Annotated in this window: 15 protein-coding genes; all 15 read right to left on the bottom strand. The window is 50.0% G+C overall.

All coding sequences use genetic code 11. From position 1 onward, the window contains the following. Entirely contained in the window at positions 1-8,574 is an 8,574-nt protein-coding gene (locus tag AC4PHM_RS14520; protein ID WP_492018450.1) for an LPD38 domain-containing protein, read from the bottom strand. Positions 8,575-8,603: 29 nt separating this feature from the next. Then, positions 8,604-9,896 (bottom strand): hypothetical protein, encoded by a 1,293-nt coding sequence (locus tag AC4PHM_RS14515; protein ID WP_492018449.1) that lies wholly within the window; start codon positions 9,894-9,896, stop codon positions 8,604-8,606. An 85-nt stretch (positions 9,897-9,981) separates the two neighbouring features. Continuing rightward, a complete protein-coding gene (locus tag AC4PHM_RS14510) occupies positions 9,982-10,143 on the bottom strand; it encodes a hypothetical protein (RefSeq protein WP_492018448.1) in 162 nt (53 codons plus the stop codon). Between the two features lie 3 nt (positions 10,144-10,146). Beyond that, complete coding sequence (locus AC4PHM_RS14505) at positions 10,147-10,422, bottom strand: hypothetical protein (protein WP_492018447.1); 276 nt, start codon at positions 10,420-10,422, stop codon at positions 10,147-10,149. A 14-nt stretch (positions 10,423-10,436) separates the two neighbouring features. After that, positions 10,437-12,737 carry an autotransporter outer membrane beta-barrel domain-containing protein gene (locus AC4PHM_RS14500; protein WP_492018446.1) on the bottom strand — a complete coding sequence of 767 codons (2,301 nt, stop codon included), beginning with the start codon at positions 12,735-12,737 and terminating at the stop codon, positions 10,437-10,439. Next, positions 12,737-14,563, bottom strand: a complete 1,827-nt coding sequence (locus AC4PHM_RS14495) for a hypothetical protein (protein WP_492018445.1) — start codon at positions 14,561-14,563, stop codon at positions 12,737-12,739. The genes AC4PHM_RS14500 and AC4PHM_RS14495 overlap by 1 nt, the downstream gene beginning before the upstream one ends. Next, a complete protein-coding gene (locus tag AC4PHM_RS14490; protein ID WP_492018444.1) occupies positions 14,560-15,147 on the bottom strand; it encodes a hypothetical protein in 588 nt (195 codons plus the stop codon). Before AC4PHM_RS14490 ends, AC4PHM_RS14495 begins: the two co-directional genes overlap by 4 nt. A gap of 5 nt (positions 15,148-15,152) precedes the next feature. Continuing rightward, entirely contained in the window at positions 15,153-15,494 is a 342-nt protein-coding gene (locus AC4PHM_RS14485) for a hypothetical protein (RefSeq protein ID WP_492018443.1), read from the bottom strand. A 64-nt stretch (positions 15,495-15,558) separates the two neighbouring features. Further along, the gene (locus AC4PHM_RS14480; RefSeq protein ID WP_492018442.1) at positions 15,559-16,752 is read right to left on the bottom strand and encodes a phage major capsid protein; all 1,194 of its coding nucleotides are present in this window, start codon (positions 16,750-16,752) and stop codon (positions 15,559-15,561) included. Between the two features lie 18 nt (positions 16,753-16,770). Beyond that, a complete protein-coding gene (locus AC4PHM_RS14475) occupies positions 16,771-17,490 on the bottom strand; it encodes a hypothetical protein (RefSeq protein ID WP_492018441.1) in 720 nt (239 codons plus the stop codon). Between the two features lie 107 nt (positions 17,491-17,597). Then, positions 17,598-19,577, bottom strand: coding sequence for a portal protein (locus AC4PHM_RS14470; RefSeq protein WP_492018440.1), 1,980 nt, complete (start codon positions 19,575-19,577; stop codon positions 17,598-17,600). Between the two features lie 10 nt (positions 19,578-19,587). After that, positions 19,588-19,863: a hypothetical protein gene (locus AC4PHM_RS14465; protein WP_492018439.1), complete on the bottom strand. Its 276-nt coding sequence runs from the start codon at positions 19,861-19,863 to the stop codon at positions 19,588-19,590. 12 nt (positions 19,864-19,875) lie between these two features. Further along, positions 19,876-20,115 (bottom strand): hypothetical protein, encoded by a 240-nt coding sequence (locus tag AC4PHM_RS14460; protein WP_492018438.1) that lies wholly within the window; start codon positions 20,113-20,115, stop codon positions 19,876-19,878. After that, the gene (gene terL, locus AC4PHM_RS14455; RefSeq protein ID WP_492018437.1) at positions 20,112-21,623 is read right to left on the bottom strand and encodes a phage terminase large subunit; all 1,512 of its coding nucleotides are present in this window, start codon (positions 21,621-21,623) and stop codon (positions 20,112-20,114) included. Before terL ends, AC4PHM_RS14460 begins: the two co-directional genes overlap by 4 nt. Then, positions 21,620-22,135, bottom strand: coding sequence for a terminase small subunit (locus AC4PHM_RS14450; protein WP_291405417.1), 516 nt, complete (start codon positions 22,133-22,135; stop codon positions 21,620-21,622). The genes terL and AC4PHM_RS14450 overlap by 4 nt, the downstream gene beginning before the upstream one ends. Positions 22,136-22,366: the final 231 nt, after the last annotated feature.

Here is a 22,366-nt window from a genome sequence, read left to right as displayed (position 1 = left end):
CTATCGCACCCCTAGTTTGAAAAGCTCTGCCGACATTTCTGCGTTGATTTTTACAAGTTCTTGTGGCGTCGTAGCTTTTACTGCTTTCTTCAGATGATTGTTCATTGCAGTGCGGATCTTCTGGATCTTTGGATCATTTGCTTTGAGATTGGCATTGATGTACTTTGTGGTTTTGGATAGATTAGAGGAGATCTTGTTCATGGCATTGTACCTCCGCTCCTCCTGTGTTACGACACTAGACTCGATGCCATTCTCAACATTCTTGTCATTCTTGACTCGTTCCATTTCGTTCAACTTGTCATAGAAGTCTGTCATGGCTTGAGACGAAAAGGCAGGATCTGCTGTAAACGCACCTACTGTAGCTCTTTCAACCGCATTTCCCACTCCGGCACGCTTTGTTGTTGCAGGGAGCAGTATCTGGCCAATTATTCCGGTATATGACCTGATAATGTAATCCATCTGCTTAGGCGAGAGGTTTGTCAGACGACCAATTGCTTTTGCGATCTCAGAAGTGTTGTCATCATACTGATTTTTTCCAGAGTATTTTTGTAAGCCTTGAGAGACTATTGCGCGTCCAGCAAAGTCCTTATTAACCGGCAAGTTCCAAAAAATCGGCGCGAAGATATTGCTGGTGAATGGATCTACTGGGGTGAAATTTGTGGCAATAGTGCCAGCAAAACCTTTGTAGGAACCTGCCAGAGCCCTTTCAAAGAGTGATCCCCACAGTACTCCAAGTTCTCGAGATTTTGGGATCTTCCAAAACGTCCCATCACCTTTCGGGAAGACGTAGTAGGCGTCCTTGGTTCTCTGATCAAGCATCTGATACCTTTTCTCATCATCATTCATACTGACGAGGTAGGAAGCGATCTGTGGCACTGTAATGGCTATCCCGGCTTTTGCCATGCGCTTAAGAGCGCCTTTCGGATCCTTCTTAAAATTGAATGCCTGGAAGAACCGGTCTAGACCCTGAACTGAAGCATTCAAGTAAGGCACAAACGGCTCTGCCTGCTTCGTGAGATCACCACCCCGGGCAAAGTTCACAGTGACGTTCTGCGCCGCGTACAAGGCTTTCTCAACGCTTCCAGTCTGTTCAAGAATATAGTTGAACTCAGAGATCCTCGGTGCCTGTTCTGTGATATTGTTGATCCACTCAATCATCTTGAGTGGGACTTTAAATTTCGATGCCGCGCTAGGTTGAAGGAGCTTCGCGTACTGCGCCGCCTCATCTGCTGAAAACTGACCAGAACCCGCACCACCTAGGTTCTTATAGAGTGCCGCGCCACCTGAATCAGTGGCGACCTCATAACCGGCTTTCGCGAGATTTGTCAGGAAGAATAGCGGATTATCCTGAGAACCATAAACATAAGCTGTCGGTATGTCACGGAAGATATTTCTCAGTGCGAAAAGTGGATTATACTGGGTGATCAAGCCTTTAAAAACACTTGTCACTTTTCTCATAAGCGGAGCGTTATTGATAATCCGCGGCAAGCCATTCAGCGATTCCAAAAGCATCGCGTCATTTATCTGGAGGTACTGAGGACTGCCCCCTTCCCAGATCACGATGACATTATCGAGCTTTTTACTCTGGAACATTCCTATATTGGCCGGGATTTCCTCGGCGAACCTTGCTGCGGCTTCCGGATTTGATCTAACCGTTTCAAGTAAGGTCTGCCCCACCTCGTTGTATCGGGCGGTTCTTACGACCTTATTGACCATCATCATGACATTGCCAACCGGATTTGTAAGATCGCGATCCGATCCAGTTGCCTTCTTAACTGGGCTTGGCAGATCCACGAATCGTCTGCCGGGGCCATGCTGGCTTCCGCCCTCGAGATCGGAGAACTCGCGATAAGTCGGGAAGTAGGATGGGTAAATTGTGCGCCACTCATCGTAGGTCTCCGCGTCGATGATACCCGTGTCCACCGCCCACGCCTTCATAAACTGGTCGATCCATAACGTGATACTGTCACCCCATGCACGGTACTCAGGATACTGATACTCTAAGTTTGCTACATAATTTTTTGAGTTATCAGGTGTCATTCCCGGATCTACGGGCTTGCCCTCTCTTGCTCGGTCGATGTTGTGTCGTTGAGCCATATACTGCCAGAAGTCCTTGTTGGTCGCAAAAGGTTCGGTAATAGTCTGCCATGATTGACCCAATTCCCTGCCTTTTGTATCAACCAAAGCATGTGTTAGAATCCTTTCGATGGTTCCTGAGACGAGCTTTGAGTTAGCCGCCTTTATTCTTACTGCATCAGCCACCTTGTTTAATGGATTGTTCGTATCGACAAATCGACGATAGAGGTTTGCCAGATCCCCTTTCAGATCTCTTGGGATCTTCTTTTCGTCCATCTCAATATTGATGGTTGGTACGCTAAACCGTATGTCTGGATTTTCGGTATCGACCGGGTTGTCACCGATTTCTTGCTTAATCTGGTTCGAACTGAAGGTGACATAGACGTCTCCGACAGGCGGATCCTTTTCATCAAATGAGGTGATTGCATCGGATACTTCTTTGAATATGACGCCGTCGTGCCCAAGTTCTTTGGCTTTTGCGATGTTCCCTGAGTAGAAGTCATCTTGGAAGAACTCAGAATTTTCCACAACATACGGATTTGTGATGTTGAGGTAAAGATCCATCCTCTTACCATATCCTTTGCGCATTGATGCTTCGACGGACTTCCATCCTACTTGGTTGTGGCTGTAAAGACTGCTGCCAATTCTGTTGACACTACGGACAATTTCTTTAAGACCGTCTATGCCTTCAACTTTATCCACCTCATTGGCTTCCCACATGATGCTGCCGATGGTCTCTTCCCGGTCGAGACTTCCGTCCAAATTGTGATTGGCGTGGCCGATCGCCTCTGCGAAGTATTCCAGGTCTTCATCGTTCGAAGCAGCGAGAAATGCTTCCAGCGGCTTCAAGTCATAATTCCCAGACCTGTAGGTGTCAGCAATCCGTGGGTTATCCGTAAAGAAAAAACCTAGCTTTGCGGATCTAGAACCGGTATATTTGCCGCCTTTTGAGGCGTCAAACACAGTAAATTCTGCCCCAGTCCCGTGGTATACCTGCTTCAAAGACCCATCATCGTTACGAACCTTGGAATCCTTGAAGGCCTGTTCAATGTCTTCCTTTCTGGCAACGCTGAATTTCTCCCGATTCTCCCACGCACTCTCACCAACGCCTTCTTTTCTTCCCTGCCAGACGTTCGGCCTCGGCACGTTTGTCGTCCCATGGGCGGTTCTCTCACCTTTAACGTCAACTACCTCAAAAAGGTAATGGTCATCGATCAGATGTCTGGCAGACTCGAAAACGTTATCATTTTCTGCGACGAGAACAGGTCTATGGCCTCCGAACTCAATAGCGTTTTTCTTCAGATGCGCCATTAGTTTCTTAGGATCAAGCGCCATCTCTGACGGTATTTCTTGAATTCCGCGAACAGTAAGCCTCGGTGACATATAGAAGATTGTCGAGTAACCTTCTGAAGATTTAAGCATTTGCCCTAGAGCGACCATATCGGTTGAACTTCCTACCTTATGACCTAGGAGAGCATGTGGTTTGTCTGGCTTCAACAGCTTATCCTCACCGTTGTAAAGGTCATTGATGTAGAAGTCATTATCCTTATTCATACCGTTCGGTATCACAGCATACTGGTTGCTGTTGATGATGATGTGACCCTTAAACTCAACAATATCCTTCAGCATAATCTCATAGCGACGGGTCGCGTCAAAGTCAGGACCAGAAGGATTAGGAACGCCAGATGGGTGGTTATGCATGAGATAGAAACCTGTAGCGTCCATACTCTTGGCGAAGTTAATTTGTGTGTTGATCCAATTATTCTTTTCTTTATCATCTTTTCCGGCGAATATCGCTGAAGATCCCGGCATCCTTGAGGATACCCCTGTGTGGGAGACAATTTTTCCCGTGTCATCAACAAAGAAGATCCTCATAGTCTCAAACCGCGGATCTCTTAGCACCTGTGCCATGACAGCAAGCTCGTTGGTATTCTTGACTGTCTTACCGACAAGATCAACCTTTCCGTCTGCGAGGAACTTCTTGGTGTAATCCCGAGCAATCGTCTTAGTCTTCAGCGTGCTGAACTTCGCCTCGAAGTCGTTTAGTGCCGCCGCCCCCATATGGGCTTCAACTTCAGAGACTTTGAGGTTAGACACTAACTCTGCTACCTTTGTGTTGCTTTTGAAATATGAAAACCTCTTTACGACCTTCTCGTCAACTGGCAGAGATCTGTGTCCGCCTTTATACTCACTGAAGATCTGGGCGATGGCCTTATCGTCGAAGATTGGTTTCACAACTTCCTGGCTAATATTCTTGCCTTCGTTACTGACCATCTTGAACTCCGTCAGTACCTTCCAGTAGTTGTGTTCGTTAGAGAACTGCTTGAACTTTGGCTCAAGGCCCCACGACTTGCATAGCTCGAGGTAGGCTTTCTGATTTTCCTGAGGCGTTCTGTTAATGTCCCACCACTCAGTGATGTCAGGTTTTCTCGGCTTTTGCTTCTTGCGGTCTTTATGGTTCTGACCGCCAGCAGCCTGGTTCTTCTCCCAGTCGATGACAGACTCATTCTGGGTGGTTGTGTAATCCTGCCATCGCTCAAAGCCCTGCCCTTGCGTAGCGCGGTTCTCTCTGCTGAGTCCTGAAATATGGTACGGAATGATGTTGTCTATGGTGTCCATAGCCATAAGTGCACGGATGTGATCGTCGTTGATTCCCACCACCGTGGTGCCAACCGTATTACTGAAGAGTCGACGGAGTTCGACTGCAGTCTCGTAAGCCATACCCTCGATGCCATCAAACACAGGCTTGCCGTTTTTCATTCCAGTTTCACCAAGCGGCATCAGAGAGGTATTGATCATCATTCCTGTGTTACCCATAGCTCTTACGAAGTTTTCCATCTTGGTATATGCGAAGCCTTTAAGCCCAACATAAGTCATGTCAGCGATGGCCTGCATCGCGTCTAGAAGATGTGGAACCTCAAAGTCAGACCACGACTGCCATCTGAGTCCGCCATCAGCATTAAACCTCTCGACGACCCTTTTATTTTTGAAAGACTTCAGGATCTCCCCACTATACTCTGTGCGGCTCTCCTGCATCTTGATCTTGGCAGATGCCCCGAGTTTGGTTTTGAACTCCTTATAGACGTCCGGATGCTCTTCGTAAAGCCGGTCAAAGCCTTCCTGGCTGAGAAATAGTTCCGGATCAAGATCTGGGTACTTCTCGATAAATTCGTTGGCATACTGTCCTTGTCTGGATCTTCGGGTGTCAACATAGCAGATGCCGCAGGAGACTTCTTTTCCTGCTTCGAGCAATGCTTTTCTTACCGCAAAATAATCCGTAACTGACAGGGCTGATCCCTTATACTTCTGAATTGCTTCGATTGTCCCTTGCAGGATCAATCTCTTCTTGCACAATGTCGAAAAGTCAAGGCTCTTGCCGTAATCCTGATTGTCCTTGAGCGCGGTATAATTCGGATTTGGATCATAATCCAGCCGTTCAATATTGTTAATGACGATGGCCATGGCATTGTCGACGCTCTCCAGCCATCCAAGCACTTTTTCCCTTGAGATGTTTAACTTCTTTGAGATGCCTTTAACTGCGGCCTCTTTGGCTTCAGGTGTCCAAGTACGTACACTGTAGATCGGGGCGGCAGAACCAGACTCAATATCAACTGAAGCAGCCTCTCTAAGTCCTGATGCATTCTGCACAGAGTCTCTCCCCATGATCTCGGTAACGACATCCTCAAACTGCTTTTGGAACTCCTTAATCTGCATCTCAGTCATGACTCCGAGGTTACCGGAGTCTTTCTTGTCTCCCTTAAGTACCTTATTGATCAAATCTCTAATGACACGGACGAGTTTCTGCGCCGTTGTGGCATCACGTTCGTAGATGTTCTGCCAGAACTTCCGGTCAGTAAAAAGGGAACCGGCCTCCTCGGCCAGCATCTCCTCGATCAGAAGTTCTCGGTCGTTTGCGAGCCGCTCTTGATACTCCGTGTCCTGGGCGTATTTTGCAAGTTGTGTCTTGATTTTCTCTGTCGTCAGACTGTCCCCGACCACAGCGCGGAGTTTCTTGTAAAGGTCGTTGTGCTTGGTGTTGACGTGATGCAGGAACTCATGGCCAAGGACATCCAGAACGACCTTCCCGTCGTTTGTCTCGTCGGAGTTGATAAAGATTGTGTTAGACTCCCGGGCGGAGAACATCCCTCTCGTGTTGGCCCGTCCACCGCGATAGAAGACAACGTCGGCCCCGAGACGCTTGCCGAGGATCTGGGCGTTCTTGAAACCGATCATTGCAGGCATGCTAAGTTCTTCGGAGGAGACAATTTCTGCACCAGTAAGCGCTTTGACGTTGGCGATCCTTGTGGTAGCTTCGGCATCGTCGATCAGTCTGACCGGTAGTGCTTGCCCAGGTTTGACCTGTTCGGCGGCTCTTGACTCGGAGAAGGTCTTCAGGGTTTTCCACTGATTAAAAGCCGCATTGCCTGTGTCTGGAATGCCCTTCAGCGCCATGACGGAGCGGACCATGCGTGGTTCTACGCCTAACTCTTTGGCGATGTCCTTGCGGCGTAGACCTTCCATGGCCATGTCGATAATCTGCTGGTCTGTGCCGTCCTCGACGGCCAAGGCGAGATCCGACTCCATTTTCTTCAGTAAGGTCTTGTTCATCTTTGACGTGTCGATGATCGGCATGAACTCAGGCTTCTTTGGCTCTATTGTCTCCACCCTTGCGAGTTCTGGAAGGTTCGGCGTTCGGTTCCTATAAGCCTGCTCCTTGGCCATGTCGAGAATGTCCAGGGAAGCATAGCCTCTTAGGATGCTCTCTCTAATAGCTTCCGGTGTGGTGTTCTCGATCTCGTCCTGGAAGGCTTCCCATTCCTGCATGGACTCGACCTCGTTGGACTCGGACTGGAGGATCTCCTTTTGGTAGTTGATCATCTTGTCCATGATCTGGTCAGCCGCATCGACAAGTTCTGTCTGGGCGTATGTCTCCCCACGATACTTCGTGTCCTTCGCTTTTTGGCCTTCCTCCGGCGCACCTTTTCGCTTCTCGAACTCAGTCACTTGCTTGGTATAACCTTCAAGGTCGTAGGTTACCTGAGGCGCGGTCTTTTCTCTGGCGTAGTCGGCAATCATGCCCGGTGCGGCAATCGCACCACCAGCTGCACCGCCCGCCAATCCGAGGCTGAAGGAGTAGAGATCACGAGTCGGGTCGAAAATGCCATTTCCGCCATCTGAGTAGAGCGGGATATCCTTACCAGCGATGATGCGGTCGACTGCTGCTTCCCACCAGTTCTGTTTAACTTCTTCAAAGCCCTCACCGAAAGTGCTCTTCAAGAACTCTGTGGCCTTGCTCATACCGCCTTCCCTGAATGCTTTGTTGACACCTCCACCCTCAAAGACGCTCTGGCCATAGGCGTTGACGAACGCTACGAAGAAAGCCTTGCCGTCATCCATACCTTCAGCGAGGTTACTCTGGTACTTCTGTGAGAAGATCTTCGCACCCAGCGGTAGGGTTTCAGGACTGACGACCGCGCGCTTTGCAAGTTCGACCATTGCGAGCTTGCGGGTTTCTTTGGTGAGGAGTTTCTTACCGATCTCTTTCGCACTCATCTGCGCGACGGTACCAGCACCACCTGTGGCCATGGCCAGAACGATGGTGGTCAGCATGTCTGGGACGAAGGAAGTGAAGTCGTAAAGGAATCCCTTAATCGCATCTTCACCCACGACGGCTTCGCGATTGATGCCAGCCTGTTGAAACTGATCTGCACCAAGTTTGAGTTGCTTCTGTGCAGTCTGGCGTCCGGCGACAAAATCTGCGGATCGTCCAGTTTCGATCCGACGGGCATTATAACCGTCCTGCCCGGCAAGACCTGCTAGTGTGTTACCTGTTGCCTTAGTACCGAGCCACCAGTCGGAGAGACTTTGGGCGATGACCTTTAGCTTGCCGTCCACAGGAAATCGCTCGTCTATCTCAACTCTTGCCCTGCTTACCGCCTGTTCTTGCTGGATGTCGCCATAGAGAGCATCTTGAGTCGCTTTCTTAAAAACTGGATCAATCTGGTATTGCTTTAGGCTCTGAGGATCCAAGGAATTGGCCGCCAGTGTGAGCCAAGAGTCCTCGTCGGTAGGGTTAGCCGCGATACTGGTTCTAGCTTGCTCCACGAGAAGCTTCTTCTTCACGGTGTCCGGCGTCGGAGCCTGCTTCAGCAGGGTCTGCTTCTGTTCAGCAAGATCCTTATAGGCAAGAGGATTAGACGAGGTCATCGTCTTCTGCTGGGCCTCAATCTCCCTGAGTCGCATATTATGTTCTTCCTGCTCCTTCTTCATCCGGTCCTGAATGGTGGCAGGCGTAATTCTTGGCGCAGTGACAAAGCCCTGCCGTTGTGGTTGGAGTGGGCTTTCGATCTTCGGCGCGATGCTCTCAATAGTTGTCGCCTCGGGCTCATTGTAGCGGGTTGACTTGAAGCGCTCGAACTCGTCGGTCTTTCTGGACTGGACGAAGCGCTCAAATTCAGTTTGCTTTTTCTTGCTCTTGTCGTCGTCTCTGATTAACACAGGCTGGCCTCCTTGGTTTTAGGATCGGGCTAGTCGATTGGAATACTCAGCATCTTCACGAGTCGGAACGCTTCCTCGTCCGAAAGCGCAGACTGACGGATCATGGTGCTGACGTCTTTTTGTGAATATCTTGGAATGTCAATAATCTGACCACTATCTGGATCTACCGTTTTCTTGGTTGTCCCGATCATGTCCCATGCCCGGCTGAACATGTCCTTGAATACCTTGGATTCACCCTCCACTGCCTGGGTAACGTTGTTTGGATTAGCTGGATCTTTTGACCAGGCAAATTTTTCTCGGTCAAGAGCGAGATTGCCCCACGAGATCGCACGACTCGCTGCGGCGTTTGCCTGATCTGCCTGGAATGACTTGAGCCACTGTCCATCTGCCACCTGGTCGCGATTCTTTTGATAGTCAAATGTCTTTTGCCATTGCTGGTTGCTGACGGCGGCCTGATCCTTAGTAAAGTTAAACTGTTGATTCCACTGATTGTCGCCTACCGAGTCGCGTGTCTGCTGGTACTGGAATTGCTGCTCATACTGCTTGTTAGCGGTGTCCATCTGCTGACCTTGCAGAGTGCGATTTCCATTCAGATACCCGGTGATCCCGGCCACGTTCAGACCGTAGTTGGCCTGATCCATCGTTTGCTGGTACTGGGTGTTGTAAAGACGATTACTCTCGTCGATCAGTGCACCCGCGGCCTGTGCCTGGTTTTGTGCTGAGAGTTCGAGCTGTTTGTAGCTGGTCGCTTTGTTGTTGTCCGCGATGGCCTTTTTCAGGTTCTGGACCATGTTGATCTCCTGCTGGGTAAGTGCGGTTTTCTGAGTGTCAGCGTTTGCGATGATGCCGCCCTGATCAGAGGACACGCCGCCAGTGAATGTCGTGCCTTTTGCCGCGGCGGTCTCGTTTGCCCGTTGCATGTTCCGAATGGCGCCGAGGTCTGCCTGATCTCTGCCCGGCTGGAACTGTGCTGGGGCGTCGGTGATCTGCTGGTTGTAGTCCGAGTTGGCCTGATCCCTTGCCGCGTTGAGGCTGGCCGTCTGCGCCGCCAGCTGGGCGTCGTAGATCTGCTGGATCTTCTTTGAGTTGTCAATGACCCCGGGGAGGTTGAGTACTGGGTTTAGAGGTGCCGCCTCTTGAGTCTGAAAGACTTCGGCTGGTGCCTCTGTGCGGGTGTTTCTCTTGTTCAGTTCACTGCTGATAACAGTAGCCATTTGCTTGTCAGCCGGTGCGTACTTCGCGTTCCATTCCTGCTGTTTCTTGAGCTGTTCGGGAGTAGCGAGGGCGGCTTGTTTGGCCAACACATCATAATTCACTGCCATATCATCACCTCATAATCATTGTAGGATAACCCGAGGCGCCTCCCTGCAATGTGGTATTAACAAAGAAAAGACCCCATTGGGGTCTTTAGAGATTCAGGTACTCTTCGATTTTCTTAACTCTCTCGAACAGATCAAGAATTGATTTAGGATTTGCATTCTTGTCTTTCACTGCTTTAAGTTCAGCTTTAACTGTCGCTTTCCGATTGATTTCTGCTTGTATCTTAGCCTTTCTTTCTTCATGTGTCATATATTATACCTCCAACAATAGATAAACTATTTCTTCAAGGTCTTTTAATTTTTCTGTGTCTGTTAGCTCCCTGTCAAAATACTCATAGTAGAGTTGGTTAGTTAAGGGATTGTAGTACAGTTCACATCTTTTGCGAGGAGGTATAACGGGTTCAGGTATTTCAATATCTACTAATATGCCTTTCTGTTTGTCTTCTTCACATAAATCTTCGGGAACGTAGTGAATTAAGGTAACTTTAAACTTACTTTCTGATACAACTTCGTACTCTAAATACTTCATTTTTAATCCCCCCATTAGACTATTGTGAAATTTACTCTGTTAAAAGCTATATCACCCTCATTAAATTTACGAGTGTAACAGAAATCTAAGTTAACCGGACTCAGGTAAGTGTCAATAGTGCCGTCAACACTACTCAGTACACTAAACGAGTCAGTTAACATTGTTGCTTTTGTGGATGATTTAACGTGAAGGCACACTCCGTCTGAGTACATTTCTGTACCAGAAATTGAATAGGTTGATATTTGTGCGCCAGATAGGTCAAACTTATATATAGTAGAACCGTTAAAAGTGAATAAGAAATCATTCAGTTTTGCAATATCTATCAACGATCCACCACCGCATTGAGCGACCGTTTTCCACGATGCGTTTATGGTCGCGCCAGTTGTGTGATTTACTTCGATGACGTTTGCCGCTGTTGCAAAAAATACCCTATTCCCAGGAGAAAAATAAGTAGCCCCAATCATGTTAACGGTTCCAGAAGTTGTACTCCAATAGTTGGAACCTGACGTTGTTCTCCTTATAATTGCTCCTGCTGAACCTCCTTCCAAACAATAAGAGCCATCGTAAGTCAATCTTCTTGCGCCGCTTACACTTCCAGATGAACCATTGGACATGCCTCCAACCACTCTAAACCACGATAAACTACCTGAACCATTTGTCATATAACAGTAGTCAGATCCATTAAAGAATATATCTGTAGGATCATAACCAAAAGTTAAATTATCAAATATTTTTGCTCCAGTAGTTCCGTTTAATACTGTGATTCTGTTAGAAGTATAGTCTGAACCAATAACTTGTCCGCCGATTGGGTGAGCTCTCACGAAACTTGTGTATGATGACATAGCCGCAACTGTAAATACGGTGGGAGGGGTAGTCAACCCTAGTTTAGTATAATTTATTTTATCTGAGGAACCATACTCCAGCTTGTTTCCTGTTGTTCCAAATATAGTTATATTTTTTCTTATGTTATCAGCGATCAGATCGGCATCTCCGTAGACCACGCCTGAGCCGCTGTGCTTACCCGCGGCAATTGTTTGGTTAGCCGTAGAAGGTGTGATGTTCACCGTACCTCTGTCAACCATACTCCCATTAACCTGCGTCCCGTCGACAAAAGCAATTTTTCCGGAAAGGATGTCAGCGGCAGTAGCGGTGCCTGCTGACGTGTCAACCACATTAGGATCCCCGGGGACCCCAAATATATTGGCATTCGCTTTGATGTTAGAGCTGATGAGGTCCGCGTCGCCATAAACTACACCGGATCCACTGTGCTTGCCCGCGGCGATTGTTTGGTCATAGGTTCCCGGGATGATATTCACCGTGCCGTTGTCAGCCATGCTACCGTCTAGATCTGTACCAACGTCGCTGGAAAATTTCTTGCCCGCTAGTACGTCGCCAGCGACGGCGTCTCCTGAGGCACTAGCTCGTAAGAAAAAACATTGTACAGTAACATCAAACCAGACGGTTACCGATTTACCTGATGTCAGGTTTGGTGCTTCCGTAGTGCCCGGTTTGTATAACGGGTAACCGTTGATCGTGGTGGCGGCTCCGCCGTTGTTTGCAGTTACTCGGAAGTTGATCGTAAAGCCATCGAGGTATTCAACATTGCTTAGTTCAATCGCGGTGCCTGTTCCACCCGCGGGCTGTGCCACTGTGGCGTGGTAGTATTTGTCGTAAGGCAGGACGCCTCCTGGTTGCTTTTTATAGGCGTCGACAAATTTAGCGTCTCCGTCGAGTGAATTATCCGGAACCGCGCCGAGTGTTGCCGCGGCGAGTGTGGAGTCGACATACGCCTTCGTAGCGGCCTGCATGTCCGCTGCTGGCGTAGGGACAACCGGGCTGGAGGAGAAGGTCTTTAGGCCGCCTATCGTCTCATCGCCCGTAGTGCTTACTTTCAATCCGAGACCGTCATCGACGTACTTCTTGGTTGAGGCCTGTAGATCTGTCATTGGCGCCGGGACCACAGGAGAAGAGGAGAAGGTTTTGACTCCTGCCACAGTCTGGTCACCGGTCAGGTGGACGTCCTTTTGATTTTCGGAGTCCACATAGGCTTTAAGGCTTTCAAGGATCGCTTGAACCGTCGCGCCGGTCAGGCCTGAAATTGCTGTGGCACCGATATTGTCAGCACCGCTATCCCCGTCGGTGACGGCGTTTAGCCCATCGATCAGCCCGTTGAGCGCTATTCTGAGCTCCTCTGGAGAAGAATCCCACCACGCTTGAAGTTGTGAGTAGCTCAGGCCTTCGTTTGAAGACGGATACTGGGACAACATTTGATGCGTCTTCAGAAAAGCAGTTATTTTCTTTGTGGGTATTGCCATCATCTCACCTCGCTAAGAGTTTGGTAGGTAATATCTATTGAGGAAATGCCAAAGAACTCGTTTACTGTTCCGGAGCTTTTCAGCTTAACCTGAAACAGCTGGATATTGCGCGCGTCGTCAATGCGGACTTTGAAGGCCCTTTGCATGCGGGTCGTGTCGTAGGAGAAGTCCCCGTAGTCCATGTCCCCGTAGTTGATCAGGTTCATGACCTCGGAGTGGATCACACCGCTTGGCCCGTCCTCGGTCTCGTACTCCACCTGAAGCTCTGCCCGCCCAAAAGGCTTCATCGTGATGATGAGACTCTGGACAAGCTTAGTCATGTGGTCGGCGTCGAAGGTTGTGAACACGCAGTTGAAATGCGCGTTGATGGCGGCCCCATCGTCGTTGTACGGGTACTCGTCTGTGCCGCGGACCATCATCCGATAGACCATCCCCGTGGTCGAAGACCCAAAAAGGAGTGCTCCGTCGTCCTCATGCCAGCAGTTTGGCACTATGCCGCTCCACGGATACCAGACGGGCTGATATCTGCCCGTGCTCTCATCAAGAACTGTTCTGTTGTAGTCACACACCCAGACGGCGCTGCCGCTCAAGGACAGATAATACTTCCCGGCAAAGTCGATGGCCTCGCCTGATCCTGCGCCGCTTAAACCAATGAGGCTTGAGAGCGGATAAACGTTTCGCTCGTCCCTGACATTGGTTCCAGAGACCTCGTAAACGCCATCATCTGATAGGAATACCGGGTTGTTGTTTAGAATCCGAATTGAAGCCGCGCAGTACGCACCGCGTTCTGTGCTGAGGGGCACGGATGGGAACCGCATCACGGTGCGCCCGAAAGCGTCCTCTTCGATGGCCCAGCTTCTCAGGTAAACCGAATGCCGTTTGAAGACGATCATACGGTCGTATTGCACCGCGTATCCGACTACGGGGTCGTTGTCCCCTCCGACTCGGTCATAGTTCGTGTCCGGCCAGTAGGTTGGGTCATACGCCCCTGAGAGTGGAAGGCCCGTCCACCAGTCAATGTGTGGGTAGTCTGTGTTGCCGGCGACGAAGACCCGTGAGTCGTTCTGCCCGCCGTAGGTGTGAGCCACCGTACACTTTGTGATCCGCGTTGCGGCGGCGTAGCTGTTCTTCTTGACCTGCACCTCAAGGTTATTCGTTCCGGCACCCGGATCTGCCACTAGTGTCAGCACACCAGTCGTCAGGTTGACAGTGTAGTCCGTAGTCAGGGTCTTCAGCACGCCGCCGATCCAGACGTACTCAAGATCATCCAGCGGAGCGCCGTGCATCTGATAGGTCAGTGTCCCTGCCACGGTGGAGAATTTCTGTTTGAACCGCGGCTGGAGGAGGTTCAGATCCTCCACTCGGGTTCCTCCGCCTGTTGGAGGTGTCCCGATCAGGAAGGTCGGGATGTAGGCGATGGACTCCGCGGTCACAAAGGTCGTTCCATTGTGGACAATGAAGTTCGTGCCGTCGAGGATGCAGAGCTTCGTTCCAAGGGTGAAGCTGATTGATCTATGGGCGGCCATGCTGGAGTAGGCTTCCACCGGCGCGGCGGACCCGCTCTGTGTGTAAAGTTTTGTGCCGTGATGAATGATCCGGGTCGACCCGTACTTGTGGATCCCATAGACCGCACCCGTGCCTATTGTGTCTGCGTAGAGCTTCGCGTAGCCCGGACGCATCTCAGGTGTACCCTCGTCGTCCAGAATGCAGTTCATCATGTCCGGGGATCTGCGGACGTCCCGTGTTCCTGTGACGTCTACGCCTAGAAACTGCCGGATTGAAAGAGGCGCCCGCTGTCTCGGACTCCGCGTCACAGGTCTGATCATCCGTTATACCTCACTCTCCGCGGCAAGCGGTTTCCTGCCCTGATATTCTCGAAGGAATCATTGAAGAGACCGAGCCACACCTGGGCTCTCGCAGAATCATACTCCGTTCCCTCTTCTGATAGGAATTGATAGTTCGCGTACTGGCATAGAACCCTCGGATCCACATAGCGCTCATCAATTGGGAGCGCCGTAGACAGAGATGAGATGACCATCTCGGCGGGCAGGTACTCATAGGCTACGATCACGGTCACACTGGAAAGTCCATCCACTTCAACAGACTCGATGTGGCTGACTCTGTAATCGTACTGCGAACCGTCGAGCAAGACGGACCTGATCCGGATGCAGTCATATGTTAGATCCGTGATGTTGAATCGCCCGCACTCGTCCAGCGCAATCTCCTCTGAGAAAAGCGGCCCGAGCTTCTCGCGGGCGATCTTTCTTACTGCGTAGTTAAGTCCTGACAGGAACCGCGTCGCGTACTCAAGACCCTTACTGGTGTAGTTTCCACTGACCGCGGACATAGTCTTCGTATTATAGGTGTTGCGGGCGCATTCGTTGAGTGCATCGCCCAGTGTCCAAGGCATTTACATCACTCCCCGTACAGGTAGTTGTTGATCAGCGGCCGACGGATGTCACTCGCCAGAGCCTCGGCCATATTTGAAAGCTTTCTGTCCTCTTCCGCCTCAGCCTTCTCGTTCTGCCGGTCAACGTAGTCGAGGATCTCTCCACGTTTATTCAACCACACTGTGTGGCGCCAGTCGGCAATGAGTTCCCTGTCTACTTCTCCGTATTTCACCTTGGTGAAAGGGCCGCCATTGAAGGTGACGTGATACTCTTCTTTCTCGTAATCGAAGGCGATATCGAAGCGTTCATCGATGTCGCGTAGTTCATTCCTTAAGTGATGGCACTTCGCGCCATTCTGATCAAGCATGAATATCCTCCTCAAAGTGAAAAAAGGGAAGGAGTCTTCAGGCTCCCTCCCTCAATCATTGTTCTTATGCCTCAGTGATGTCGTCCAGTCTACCGAAGGCGTTACGGGCAAACATGCCAAGCTCCATGTAGCAATAGAGGATGGCTTCGTAAGCGTCCTTACCAGAGACTCTGGAGAGGATTGCGCCGTCCATATCCATCCAATCGTAGTCGGCGAGTTTGTACATCTTCAGCATGCTTTCGTCTACGCCGAAAACTTTGCCGGTTGGGAGGAACTTATCAACGATGATCGGCAGGTTGTTGAAGGCGATCGTTGTGTAGCCGCCCTTGAGCTCTGTCTTGTTGACGATCTGCTTTTTCGCGTCGAGGACTGCCTGATAAGCACGTCTGACACCGTAAGTCGTGTAGAGTGCACTGACATCGCCTGCGCCTGCCTGCTCGACCGTGTCAACCAGTGTCTGAAGAAGCGTATCAGAGATCGCTCTCGGTGTTCCGCCATTGGCTAGGATCGTTGCCTTGTGCCAAGGGTATGACGCGACAGCTAGACCTTGGAGAGCCCCATAGCCACCTGCGATGTCTGCGTTGGAGACGATGCCCTGTATGCCCATAACCTCAAGGTTTCTGGATCCGCCGACATAGACTGCATAGTTACTGTCTGTCGTTATGGCCGCACCGCTGATCACGAACTGAGTTGCAGATGTGATGGAAACGACCGTTCTGCCCACTGCACCTGTGCCGGTTGTACCGTCAGCAGCAACAAGGACATCGATGGTCATGCCTGCTCTCAGGAATGCAGTAGAAGCAACGACAACTGTAGTTGAGCCTGCAGTCGTGCCGCAGGTCGTCAGTCTTCCAGTACCATCACCGGCCAGCATTCGGTTGACAGCGTGCTTTAGGTCTCGGGTAACACCCTTGATCTCCGAATCGACGGCTCTGATGAAAGCGCCTGCGTCGTTCTTTGCGGCCTTTATGGACTGACCCGTAAGCTGAATGCGGCCATAAAGATATCTCATCGGGACGATGGACTCTTTGTATGCCTGCTGACCAGCATCCATCAACGTAGCGCCTTCAGCGCGAGCGCCGATGCCTTCGTTTCGACCATAGTGCATAGGGATCGTGAAGTTCTTACCGACAACAGAGTCGAAGTCCGTGTCGATTCGCTTCAGAAGTTCATTGTCGTTGTTGAGCTGCTCTCGGATCGGGCCAAGATACTGGGTCTTGAGTATGCTGTCTAATGTGCTAAGTGTTGCTCCTGGCATGGGCTACACATCCTTTCATTATGAGCGTTTGAGTTGTTCGATAGCGGCTTGTCTAGCCTCCTCGAATGTTTTAGGTTGAGTCGCACTCGGTGCAGAGGCGCCCCCACCTATTTCAATGGGTTTGCCGCCCTTCTTAAGCGACTCCAGATAATTCATGACATGAAGCTGGGGATTAGTTTGTTCCAGCAATTCTGGAAGTTTCTCCGTTACAACGATGGCTAGTCCCGTCTTCATATCTGTTCCTGTAGCCTCAGCGATCTGTCTGATCTGTTCAAGGTTGTCTGAGACGAACTTTCCAATCTTAGGATCGCTGACGAGGTCTTTTTCTTCGGCAGTGAGACGGTCTTTTCGTTCCACTTCGGCCAGTCTTGCTTTTGCTTCCTTGGCTTCGCGTTCAGCTTTGATCACTTCAGGATCCTTTCCGGTCTTCTCTGCCTCGGCTTCAAGCTCCTCCTGCTCCTGTTGATGCTGAAGGTACTGAAGGTACTCTCCCGGTTCCATGCCAGCAGCTTTAGCTTGTCGTTCGATCACACTTTTGTATGGAGTGAATTCGGCCTCCATCTTCTTGCGCTCGTGACCGAGTCTTGCTGCAAAGGCTTTTGCCGGATCCTTCTCCTTTGTGGAGTCGGACATCTCAGTGCTTTCCGTAGTCTGCTGGTCGGCGGCACCAGTATCATCTGCGCCCGTTTCGACTTCTTCAGCAAAGAGTTGAAGATTGAATTTATATGGTCTTACCATGATGGTTCCTCCCATGCGGCGTCCATGAGATCTTAACGCCCGTCTTTGATTTGATAATACAACAGCATAAAAAAGGCACCCGCAATGGGTGCCAATAAAAGGGGGATTTAGATGGCGTCAAGAATAGTTGGATCTTGCTTGATAGCGGCCTGCTCCTCAGATGATAATGCACCGATCACACGCCCCATGTCGAGATCGCCGGTGTCATCCGCTTCTACTTGGGCTGGTGAGGCCTGCATCATAGCCTGCATAATGTAGGTCATGTGCTCCTGAATGTGAGCGTCGATGATCGACTGCGCTTCCGGATCCATTCCCTCATACTCTGCGCCCTTCCTGAACTTGTTGTGCTGGGCGACGTGTACTTCGTGATGGAAGAAGTCTCTCGTGATCGGACTGAAGTCCAGCTTTGCCCATGCGGCATTTTCATTGAGTGCTTGCTGAACGTCAATTTCGAGACCATCATACAGGTCATCGGTGATGCCAAGCTCGAGCATACGGATGATCAGATCGCGGTCCATCTTCGGATTGAGTACCTGCATGTTGATTAGTTCTAGGACGTACTGTTTGCGGGCGGCGTTTGAGAGTTGAGTGAGGCTCATGTCCTCAAAGCGGATATCCGTAGAGGTGAGATCCGATCCACGAAACTCCAGCGACTCCATGCGCTTGTTCTGGCCGACAAGTTGGACTGTCCTTGCCTCATCATATTTGAAGCGGATGATCTTGAGCAGATAACTCATGTACTTCTGCTTAAAGCGGCCATACTTGGCCACTGTTGGAGCCAGCTTAGTGTCGTCCTGCTCCTGAAGGAGTTGAATAGCCACGCCTGAGTTGACGCCTGTCGGCGTGGATCCGTGGCTGACCTCCTGCTGGGAACTGATATACATGAACTCCTCTATGCACTGCTCGACGTTTTTGTAGACATCTGCGCCCAGAGAGGCTGGCTGAAGCATGATGGGTGGATTGAAGCCTTTGCGGTACCAAATGACCGTTCCTGGCGCTGAGTCGATCTCGTCGTCTATAATCGCTCCATCCTCCGCAGCCCATTTTGGGTTGGCCATAAGGTTCTTGTTCTCGATGATCTGGCCCCTCGATTTGTTGTACTCTCGCTGAACTGGAATCAGCTGCTCGACGATGCTGGTGCCAATGACCTTACCAGGAACCGGGATATGGATCAGAGGGAAGATCGGGATCTCGCGATCTGTGTTATCTTTCTCGCCGAAGCCGATATCTTCTTCATACCATAGCTCAACCCCGCCAGCCACAGTGATCCTGCGGCCTTTTGGATACTCATGGCTCGGTGCCTCCCAGTACTCCTTGACGACAGCACAGTTCTTAGCCTTCACAGACTTTGATCCGAAGATGTTGGAACCCGATGTCAGTGTCTTGAGTTTGCCCTCATAGATGCTCGCGGCAGTGAGAGAGTCATCCGTAGGTACGTCCTTGCCATAGACAGCCTTGATGTACTCAATGGTTCGTTGTCGCTCGTGAATGATCCAGCGCACATCGCTCCATCTGGAGGCTGACGGATCCCATTTGACCTCAAAAAGATTGAGCACCTCGATGTCTACGTCGCCCTGTTTAACGGGTCGACCATCTTCAGTGGCAATTGTGAGACCCTTGGCGGGATTCCATACTGGCTTTACGAATCCTATGCGGGTTGCAAGTGCCCACATGACAGCTTCTTCGTCGATCTCTTGTAGTTTCAAATCATATTCCAGCCACTCGACGACCTTGTCCGCGATGCGGGCTGAACGGATGTCAGCTTCTTCTGTCGTCGCCGGAACGACTGCCTTACTTAACTTGTGTCTGAGAACCTTTGAGAGCTCATTTCTCACGGCTGGCAGGATGCGGTTGGCTGTATACTGGACCTGCCAGTCTTCCTTCGGGAGAGGTACGATCTGCTTCGTGGTCGGGCTCATTGCAATATGCTGATGACCCGCGTAGTACGCCAGTTGAACATAGCTCTGCAGGTCCTCATCAGAATGTGCCCCATCCTCAGACCGCTCATCAACCAGTTTACACCGCTCGATCTGCGCCTGGGTTTGGGCGTCCTTATCCGGTTTGATATGTTCCACACTTTTGGCCATTTGAGACCTCCTACCCTTCGATTACCCTGCTTCTTCTGTCGTCTCCATACTGATAATCAGGCGGCACAACTGCTACAACCTCACATCCGTCCACATCTGCCATGCGTTCAGCGTAACAGCCAATAGCCAGTAGTGTTGGATTCTTTTCGCAAATGTTGTTGAGCGCCTCCGCTTCGTTTCGGGCAACTGTTCGGTATTTAAGCTCGCCAAATCCTCCTTCCCACACTGGAACAAATGTGTAGTCTTCAGTGCTTTCGGTATCTTCTGCTTTCTTTCTTGGTGTCATACAAACAACCTCCTATAGTTGAATCAACTCTTCTTTAGGTTCACTGGGTTCTTTCCGTCTCGCAGTATTGTCCTGAACAGCTTTAAACTCAGGCAAATCTTTGGCTTGGATCCGATCAAGCAATCTCTGTCGTTCGATCTCAGCCATCTTAAGCAAAGCATCTCTTTCTTTCTGCCAGCGCAGATCCGAATAGGCAAACATCGCCATAAGGGCAAGATACAGGATTGTTATTACAATGAACTCTGGACTCATACTTGGCGGAATCCTCCTTTTTTTCGTTGTTTATGTCTGATTAGACTATCAAGGTGTTCATCCACCCTCCGCGCAAGTGCTTCCTCTGCATCCTTTGGCGGCGGCAAAGGCGGATCTCTGTGATCCGTATAGTAGATCAAGCGGTTAAGTGCCTGTGTTGTGCTATCGACCCGGTCATCATGAGCACCGGATGGAAACGCGCATAATTCATCCATGTACTCGACGACCCATGGAGCTATGTCTGCATCCGGAAGAAAGACGTTGCCACTCTCAAAAGCAGGGCTCACAGCGTTAGCACGCGCTATCTTGCCTCCCTCCGGATTGATAGGGATGAGTCCAGGTATACGAGTCTGGAGGAGTTGTATTACTGCTGGCCCGTTTGCCTTATCCTCTACGAGTTTTATCAAACTCTTAGGCCATTTAGCAGTCATCTGCATTATAGCACTGCAAGTATCCGGCAAGTCCAATCGCTCTGTTACACAGTCCAGCAGATAGTATTCTGCACCGATACGCCCCCAAACTTGACCTGACACGAAGTCAGATCCGTCAGAGTCCTTGAACGCACAATCCCAGCTTTGAATAATCTCGTCGAAGTATTCAGGTCTCTTCGCGTAGAACCTAAACCACGAACGCTTAAAGAGATTGCCCTCTGCTGCAGTAGGCCTGCCCTGAAAAAGTGACTGCCATACCCTGGATCCCTCTTTCGTGAGATAGACCGGTTTGAATTCAGCCAGCCATGCATTGTCCTTGCCTAGAACCGAACCAAGAGCTTCACCCGGCTCTCGCATAAGTGGATCGTTTTCCTCTGCCTCACATGGTAAATTGATATACATGGCACGCTTGCCCTCATTCTTGAGGATCCTCGCAACAAGATCATCCTCGTGCCATCTGGTCATGATGATGATCGTCTTCCCTTTTGCAGACAATCGCGTCCGGATGGAATTCAGCCACTCATCCCATACACGTTCTCTATAGACTTCAGATTCTGCTTCCTGACGATTTTTAACTGGGTCATCAATCAAGATCAGGTCGCCAGGGTTACCAGTGATAGATCCTCCTACGCCTCTAGACAGCATGGATCCGATGCCGTTATCAAGCTCCCATTCATCCTGCGCACTGGTTACTTTGGAAACGCGAACTCCAAAGATCTTCTCACCAAACTCATTGATTTTCTCTTTGTTCCTTCTTCCGAATTTCCGTGCAAAATCCTCGTTATAACTGACTTCTATCACTCGCCAAGTCTTGTATTTTCCAAGAACCCAGGACGGCAAAGTCTCAGTAATGGACATTGATTTTCCATGCTGAGGCGGAAGGGAAATGCAAAGGATCATGATTTCTGTGCCGTCTTCGCTTTTCAAATTGCCTTCTAAGAAGCTTTGTACCATGTCACAGATGTAAATCAGATAGGGCGCTTCGATCCATCTGCCTCTGTGGACATACTTTACATATTCCCAGTACCTGATCTGCGCCAGCCGCATCCGAACATCGTCTAAGCTTGGTATTTTCATTTTTTCATCAGGATGGCCTCAATAGCCTTCAGCTGATCCTCCGACAATTCATCGATGCTGTGCTTAATCTCAAGAGGATTGCCCGGCTGACCGCCCATATTAACGTTCTGAGTCACTTTGTTGTCCCACTGGCCATTCTCTGGGGAGGTGTTATTCATCAGCGCGAACATCACACCGTTGTTATTTCCGAGCCTGTGAAGTTTTGCTTCCCACTGCTCCTCGATCCGCATCCTTGCATCTTTGAGAATAGGCGCGAACTCATCTCGGTCCATATAGTTAAGGATCGCCTGCCTGCCGCTCAGACCTATCGCTCTGGCAAGACCAGTCCATGTATACGGTTGCGGATCCGGAAAGGTTCGAACAACGGCGTTCGGGCCAGTTCCAACCAGCGCGGTGGTGACGTGGCTGTCCTGCGCATTAAAATATGCGTCCACTTTCTTTTTGAGTGATTTCGCATTCTTCAGCTTATATTTTCCGAAATTCCCGGGGTTTTCTCGCTTTTTTTCATCCATTTACGTCATCCTCCCTTCAACACAAATTATAGTTTGAAAGGCATTATTGCCCTGCAACGGCCAAATCATGAAAATCAGAGTCATGAATAATTTTTAAAAAAAATTAATGCCGAAGCGTCAACCTCGGCATTTTCAACTATGTTCACACTCCTACCGTACCCATTTAGGGTTTCCAGCGGGGCGAGTTTTCAATTTGTACTTCTTCAACTTCTTACTGATGCAGCCAACAGA

The sequence above is a fragment of the Acidaminobacter sp. QWL-03 genome (genome assembly GCF_058683855.1).
The sequence above is the reverse complement of the archived record's forward strand: the minus strand, read 5'-3'. Positions and strand labels throughout refer to the sequence as shown.